General features: G+C 71.8%; 7 protein-coding genes and 3 pseudogenes. 3 read left to right on the top strand and 7 right to left on the bottom strand.

Translation table 11 applies throughout. From position 1 onward, the window contains the following. The 5 genes and pseudogenes from AC2W7C_RS12205 to AC2W7C_RS12225 all read right to left on the bottom strand — a co-directional run. Nucleotides 1–498, bottom strand: a 498-nt coding sequence (locus AC2W7C_RS12205; RefSeq protein WP_486001684.1) for a LysR substrate-binding domain-containing protein, incomplete at its 3' end; no start/stop codon positions are given. A 51-nt stretch (nt 499–549) separates the two neighbouring features. Then, nucleotides 550–750, bottom strand: a pseudogene (locus AC2W7C_RS12210) (helix-turn-helix domain-containing protein); the annotation flags it as partial. Nucleotides 751–966: 216 nt separating this feature from the next. Then, a pseudogene (xseA, locus tag AC2W7C_RS12215) lies at nt 967–2,282 on the bottom strand (exodeoxyribonuclease VII large subunit). Continuing rightward, a complete protein-coding gene (locus AC2W7C_RS12220) occupies nt 2,279–2,578 on the bottom strand; it encodes a type II toxin-antitoxin system RelE/ParE family toxin (RefSeq protein WP_486001685.1) in 300 nt (99 codons plus the stop codon). Before AC2W7C_RS12220 ends, xseA begins: the two are co-directional and overlap by 4 nt. Beyond that, nucleotides 2,575–2,853 carry an antitoxin of toxin-antitoxin stability system gene (locus AC2W7C_RS12225; RefSeq protein ID WP_486001686.1) on the bottom strand — a complete coding sequence of 93 codons (279 nt, stop codon included), beginning with the start codon at nt 2,851–2,853 and terminating at the stop codon, nt 2,575–2,577. Before AC2W7C_RS12225 ends, AC2W7C_RS12220 begins: the two co-directional genes overlap by 4 nt. A gap of 94 nt (nt 2,854–2,947) precedes the next feature. On the opposite strand from AC2W7C_RS12225, the gene AC2W7C_RS12230 reads away from it, so the two are divergent. Beyond that, nucleotides 2,948–3,106, top strand: a complete 159-nt coding sequence (locus AC2W7C_RS12230) for a hypothetical protein (RefSeq protein ID WP_486001687.1) — start codon at nt 2,948–2,950, stop codon at nt 3,104–3,106. On the opposite strand, the gene AC2W7C_RS12235 is transcribed toward AC2W7C_RS12230, so the two are convergent. Beyond that, nucleotides 3,103–3,945 carry a hypothetical protein gene (locus AC2W7C_RS12235; protein ID WP_486001688.1) on the bottom strand — a complete coding sequence of 281 codons (843 nt, stop codon included), beginning with the start codon at nt 3,943–3,945 and terminating at the stop codon, nt 3,103–3,105. The two genes, AC2W7C_RS12230 and AC2W7C_RS12235, sit on opposite strands and share 4 nt — an antisense overlap. Before the next feature lie 103 nt (nt 3,946–4,048). On the opposite strand from AC2W7C_RS12235, the pseudogene purD reads away from it, so the two are divergent. Continuing rightward, a pseudogene (purD, locus tag AC2W7C_RS12240) lies at nt 4,049–5,322 on the top strand (phosphoribosylamine--glycine ligase). Between the two features lie 3 nt (nt 5,323–5,325). Here purD and AC2W7C_RS12245 read toward each other — a convergent pair. After that, nucleotides 5,326–5,832, bottom strand: coding sequence for a hypothetical protein (locus tag AC2W7C_RS12245; protein ID WP_486001689.1), 507 nt, complete (start codon nt 5,830–5,832; stop codon nt 5,326–5,328). A 235-nt stretch (nt 5,833–6,067) separates the two neighbouring features. On the opposite strand from AC2W7C_RS12245, the gene AC2W7C_RS12250 reads away from it, so the two are divergent. Further along, nucleotides 6,068–6,288 (top strand): hypothetical protein (locus tag AC2W7C_RS12250; RefSeq protein ID WP_486001690.1); only part of this gene is annotated, 221 nt, incomplete at its 3' end.

The following is a 6,288-nucleotide window of genomic DNA, read 5'->3' on the forward strand; positions in this document are numbered from 1 at the left end:
GCAGGCGGCCGTCGGCGAGGAAGGGACTCGGCCAGCAGCGGCACGGCCAGGGCGACGCCGAGCCCGCGCCGCGCCGCTCGGTACATCATGTGCAGGGTGTCGTAGGTGCGCACCTGGCGGGGCTCGCCGGGTCAGCCAGCCGTCCCACAGGTTCGGCGGGTGCCGCACCGTGACCAGCGGATAGCCGTCCAGGCGGTCGCCGACGGGCGGGGACCGGCCGTCGGCCAGGCGGGGCGCGCAGACCGGGACGGCCGTGACCTCGAACAGGGTCTCGGCGATCAGGTCGTCGGGCGCGGGCTTGGCGCCCCAGATGCCGATCTGGGCCTCGCCTGAACGCAGCGCCTCGAAGTCCCGGGTCATGACCAGTTCGACGTCGATGTCGGCTTCGCGCTGCAGGGCGGGCAGGCGGGGCAGCAGCCAGGCGGCGGCGAAGGAATGCGACGTCGCGACCCGCAGGCGGCCGGCGGTCTGGTCGGCCAGAAGGTCCGACGCCTCCATGATCGACAGCAGAGCGGGCTCGATCAGGGTCAGGTAGCGGCGCCCCGCGGTGCTGAGGACCGGCAGGGGGCCGGACCGGTCGAACAGGCCGACGCCCAGGAAGGCTTCCAGCGAGGCGATGCGCCGGCTGACCGCCGAGGGGCTGAGCGCCAGGCGACGCGCTACGCCGCGGAAGCTCTCGCCGCGGGCGCCGCGACGAAGATTTCGACGGATTCGAGCGGCGGCGCTTTGCGGAGCATCAGCCGGACCGATAGCACCGGCAGGTCACCGAAATGCGTCATGCCCGCGCCGCCAGGGGCCGGGCTCCCGGGCGGCCCGCCTCGACGGCGAAGCGGCCGACGCTGCGGCAGGCACTGGCCGGGTCGGTCAGGTCGTCGACCGCGCGCAGGTCGGCGGTCAGCCGCGTGCGGTCCAGGTCGAGCAGGACGTAGCCGGAGTGGGCGTTGTCCAGGTGGCGGATGTGGGGGTTCAGCGCCCGGGCAGGACCGAACAGGGCCTCGGGACCGTTGCGGGACGCCAGGCAGCTGGTGACGATCTCGGTCGCGACGGCGGCCCTTCGCCCTGGCCGCCTTCGGCCACGTCGTTGATCCAGAACGAATGCACGTCGCCGCCCAGCACCACGGGATTGGCGACGGTCTTCAGCGCCGCCAGGACGCGGGCCCGGCTGGCGGGATAGCCGTCCCAGATGTCCGAATAGCGGGCCTGCGGTCCGCCGGGCAGGACCAGGCGCGAGAACAGGGTCTGCTGGGCCAAGAGGGTCCAGAGCGCGTGGTCCCGGGCCAGGCCCTCGGCCAGCCAGGCCTCCTGGGCGAGCCCCAGCAGGCTGGCGGCGGGATCGAGCACGGCGGGGCAGTCCTCCAGGATGCGGCCGCCGGCGCGGGCCAGGCGCGCTCGAAGTCGGCGACGACGTACTGCAGGTCCGCCAGGACGGGGGTGGCGATCTCGGCGGCGCCGGTGGGCGTGGGCGCGCGGCGGTCCGAGACGAAATCGATCAGGGTGGTGTCGGTCTCGTGCCCGACCGCCGAGATGATCGGGATGGAGGCGGCGGCGACGGTGCGGGCCAGGCCCTCGTCATTGAAGCACCAGAGGTCTTCGACCGAGCCGCCGCCGCGGGCGACGATGACCACGTCGGGGCGAGGGATCGGGCCGTCCGGCGTCATCGCGTCGAAACCGCGGATGGCGTTGGAGACCTGGCCGCAGGCGGCGTCGCCCTGGACCACCACCGGCCAGACGATGACGCGGCAGGGCCAGCGCTCGGCGATGCGGTGAAGGATGTCGCGGATGACCGCGCCGGTCGGGCTGGTGATCACGCCGACGACGGCGGGGAAGGTGGGGATGGGCCGCTTGCGCGAGGGTTCGAACAGGCCCTCGCCGGCCAATTTGGCCTTCAGCCGCTCCAGCTGGGCGAGCAGGGCTCCGGCGCCGGCGGCCTCCATGGTCTCGATGACGATCTGGTAGGAGGAGCGGGCCGGATAGCTGGTGATCTTGCCGGTGACGATGACCTCGAGCCCCGTCTCGGGCCGGACGCCCAGGCCGCGGACCGATCCCTTCCAGACCACGCCGTCGATCGCGGCCTTGTCGTCCTTGAGGGTCAGATAGACGTGGCCCGAAGCGTGGTGGTTCACCTTGGAGATTTCGCCGCGCAGCCGGACGTGGCCGAAGCGGTCCTCGAGGGTGCGCTTCAGCGCGAACGACAGCTCCGAGATCGACAGGGGCGGATTGTTGTCGCGCGGGGCCGCCGGCTCGTCGGCCGGGCCCTCGAAGACGTAGGAGTCGTCGGTCATTCTTCGCCTTCCCCGGCAGCCAGCGGCGGCCATTGCCGAGCGGCATGCACCAAGGCCAGCACCCACACCACCGATTCTTCGACAGAATAGACCAGCCGGTAGGTCTCGTGCGGGATCAGTTCGTGGGTTCCAGGCGCGACGCCTGGACGTCCGACCTCGGGGAAATCCGCGAGGCGCCGGGCGGCGTCGGAGAAGAGCCGATCCAGACGAACCGCGGCCAAGGGATCGCGGGCGACCACATAGGTCCAGATCGCGTCGCGGTCGGCGAGCGCCGCGCGCGTCCAGGGAACCTTCATCCGTCAGCCTGGACCGCGCGACGCCGGGCGGCGAACTCGGCCTCGACATCTTCATTGGAGCGGCCGGCGTTCAGGCGGATTTCCGCTCGCGCCGCCTCGATCTTCCGCCGGAGGAAGGCGTCGTGATCGCGAGCGGCCCGCTGGCGGTGGACGAACTCGCGCATCAGCTCGCGCACTACCTGGGAGGCTGGCCGATGGGTGGCCTCGGCTTCGGCCAAGAAGGCCTCCCGAAGCTCGGGCTCGAGCTTGAGGGTGAAGACGGCTTCCTTGGGCATGGCGGCCTCCAAGATCGTATGAACAACGTATATACGTCCTGAGCAGACGGCGCTACCGCAGGAACAGCCCCGCGAGCCGCCCGTTCGCCCTTTCATGGCCGATCCGCCCGACACCGACCCCGCCGATCAGGATCCGCGCGAGCGCGAGATGGAGCGGCGCAGCAATGCGCCGGCGGTCAGCCCATGGGTGGTGCTGGGCGGGATCCTGATGCTGGGGGCGCTGGTCTATGTGGTCTCGGCAATGCTGAGCTAGCGCTCCAGGGTCAGCTCCAGGCGACGTTCGCGCGAGACCGGCGGAACCGGGTCGCAGGCCGTCAACGCCGCGTCGGCGCAGATGCGGCCGGCGAGGTCCAGGGCGTTGACCATGGTCCCGGAGACGATGATCCCGGTCGCCGGATCCAGGACCGTCACGGTCTCGAAGCGCTCGGTCCCGGTCAGCTCGAGGTATCGGTCGCCGACCTTGCGGACCATGTGGAAGTTGGCCGGCGGGCCGGAGGGGGGCGGCGCCAGGCCGAGGCAGGATTCAACGGGCGGCTCGAAGCGGGTGACGACCACGGCGCGGGCCGGCGTCAGTTCGGTCAGCCGGGCGACGGCGCGGGTGCAGTCCTTGCCCGCGAGAATCGTCTGGCCGTCGGCGAACTCGCCGATCAGCAGGTCTGGCGCGGCGTGGGTTTGGCCGACTTCGGACAGACGATCGCCGCCCAGGGCCGGGCTGACGGCGACGTAGAAGGTCAGCAGGTCGGTGGTCATGCCGGTCATGGCCACCGAGCCGGCGGGACGCGGGGCGTCGAGGGTTCCGCCGGGCAGGAGCGAAGCGACGTAGGACGGCACCGCGAGGGCCTCGGCGTCGTGCGCCTCGCCGCCCTCGCTCAATTCGGTCCAGCGGATCGTCTCGGCCAGCCGGCCGGCGGTGTCGGTGGCGACGAGGTGTTCGCTGCGGGCGACGGCGGTCGAGGTCTGGCCGTTGCGGGTCTCGGTCTGCGCCAGGCGATAGGCGAACCGTTCGCCCTCGACGTATCGGCGGGCGAGCGGACCCGGCGAGTCCTGGGCCGGGCCGGCCAGGGCGAGAAGCAACGACAGCATGCCGATCATCGGTCTTCTCCCCAGCGGCGGAGCATCGATACGCGACCCCGAGCGGCCGTCAATGTCCGGCGGTGTCTTGACCCGCCGCGCCCGGGCGGTCATTGCGCGAGGCATGAACATCCTGCTGGTCGGATCGGGCGGGCGCGAGCACGCCCTGGCGTGGAAGATCGCCCAGTCGCCGCTGGTCAAGCGGCTGGTCATCGCGCCCGGCAATCCGGGCATGGAGAAACTGGGCGAACTGCGCGCCGTGAAGGTCACCGACGCCGACCAGCTGGCCGCCCTGGCGCGCGAGATCCGCGCCGACCTGGTGGTCGTGGGTCCCGAGAGCGCGCTGGAGAAAGGCCTGGCCGATCGGCTGCACGCGGCGGGCGCCCCTGTTTCGGCCCGACCGCCAAGGCGGCCCAGCTGGAGACCTCCAAGGCTTTCTCCAAGGCCTTCATGGAGCGCCACGAGATTCCGACAGCCGGTTTCGGGGTCTACGAGCGGCTGCACGAGGCGCGGCAGGCGCTGACGGTGTTCAAGCCGCCCTATGTGATCAAGGCGGACGGGCTGGCGGCCGGCAAGGGCGTGGCCATCGCCGAGACCAAGCGGCAGGCCGAGACCGAGATCGAGTGGATGCTGGGCGGGCGTTTCGGCCAGGCCGGGGCGCGGGTCGTGATCGAGGAGTTCATGGCCGGCGAGGAGGGTTCGCTGTTCGCCCTGTGCGACGGGCGCAACGCCGTGCTGCTGGGCGGGGCCCAGGACCACAAGCGCGCCTACGACGGCGATCTGGGTCCCAATACCGGCGGGATGGGGAGCTATTCGCCGGCGCCGGTGTTCACGCCCGAGCTGGTCGAGGCGGCGGAACGGCTGGTGGTGCGGCCGACGCTGGCGGGGATGGCGGCCGAGGGCGCGCCTTATCGTGGGGTCCTGTACGCCGGGCTGATGGCCACCGACGAGGGGCCCAAGGTGGTGGAGTTCAACGCCCGCTTCGGCGATCCGGAATGCCAGGTGCTGATGATGCGGCTGGAGGGCGACATCGTGCCGATGCTGCTGGCCTGCGCGCGGGGCGACCTGACCCGGGCGCCGATGCCCGAGTTCCGGCCCGAGACGGTGATCTGCGTGGTGATGGCGGCCCAGGGCTATCCGGACAGCCCCGTCGAGGGGTCGATCATCCGCGGCGCCGAGCAGGACTTCGGCCCGCATGTGCAGGTCTTCCACGCCGGAACGCGGCGCCAGGACGACGGACAGCTGGTGGCCGCCGGGGGGCGGGTGCTGAACGTCTGCGCGCGGGGCAAGGACATCGCGCAGGCCCGGGAGCGGGCCTATGCGGCGATCAAGAAGATCGACTGGCCGGGCGGCTTCTTCCGCACCGACATCGGCTGGCGGGCGCTGGAGCGGGCCTGATCTTCAGTAGTGGCCCGCGGCCTCCTTGGCCCGATGCAGGCGCTCCAGTTCGCGGCTGCGCGCCAGGGCCGCGGCCAGGTCGGGCTGCCGCTCGCGAGAAGCCATGTAGGCGGGCGAGCAGAGCGAGAAGACGGTCTGGGACCCGGGCACGAAGTCCGGAAGAATTTCCCAGTCGCCCGGTGTTCCGTTGTCGACGATGCGTTCCCGGCGCCCCGCGCAATCGATGTCGCGTACGACGTCGATAAGGTGACCGGGCTGGAGGGCGTCGTCGTACTGGCTCGGCTGGACCATCCGGACGCGCACCACGCCGTTCGGCCCAGGGCCTGAGCCGTAGTCGCGGGCGGAGATCCAGTAGTCGAGGCCCCGCCCCAGGGTCGGGCCTGGATAGAAGTACTGCAGCAGCATCCATCCGCCGCCGTCGGGATCGGACGCGGGGGCCTGAGCTGAACTCCGGGCGGCGGCCGGAAGCGCCGCGAGGGCGAGCGAGAGGGCGGCGATCAGGATGCGCATTGGCGGGCTCCGCGGGACGCTCGATCAGGCTCGGGCGCGGCGGGAGAGTCAAACCCTCGGGACCTGACGGGCGTCGACGTTGCGGCCCGGTCGAAGCCGGCCTATCGTCCGGACAGGCCGTTCGAGGCGGCCGCCCGTCCGCGGAAAGGCCGAGCCCGCCTCCTGACACGGCTGCATTCCCGCAGACCTTTTCCTGCCCGACCAGCGGACGCGGGCGCGAGGGAAGGGTTTCGCCATGTCCGATCATCAACCGCCGTCGCGCGCCCTGCCGGCGCATCCGTCCGAAGAGCGCCTGCGCAAGCTGGCCAAACGCATGGCTGCGAGCGAGGGCCTGAAGCTGGCCGGGGCGCAGGCGCGGCTGGCGCGCGAGCACGGGTTCCGCAACTGGGCCGAACTGCTACGGGCGGTGCGCGAGAAGGCGGGGATCCGCGCGGCGGTCGTCCTTGTCCGAGGCCG

This window comes from Brevundimonas sp. CURTG3B2_SDJG (assembly GCF_057364705.1).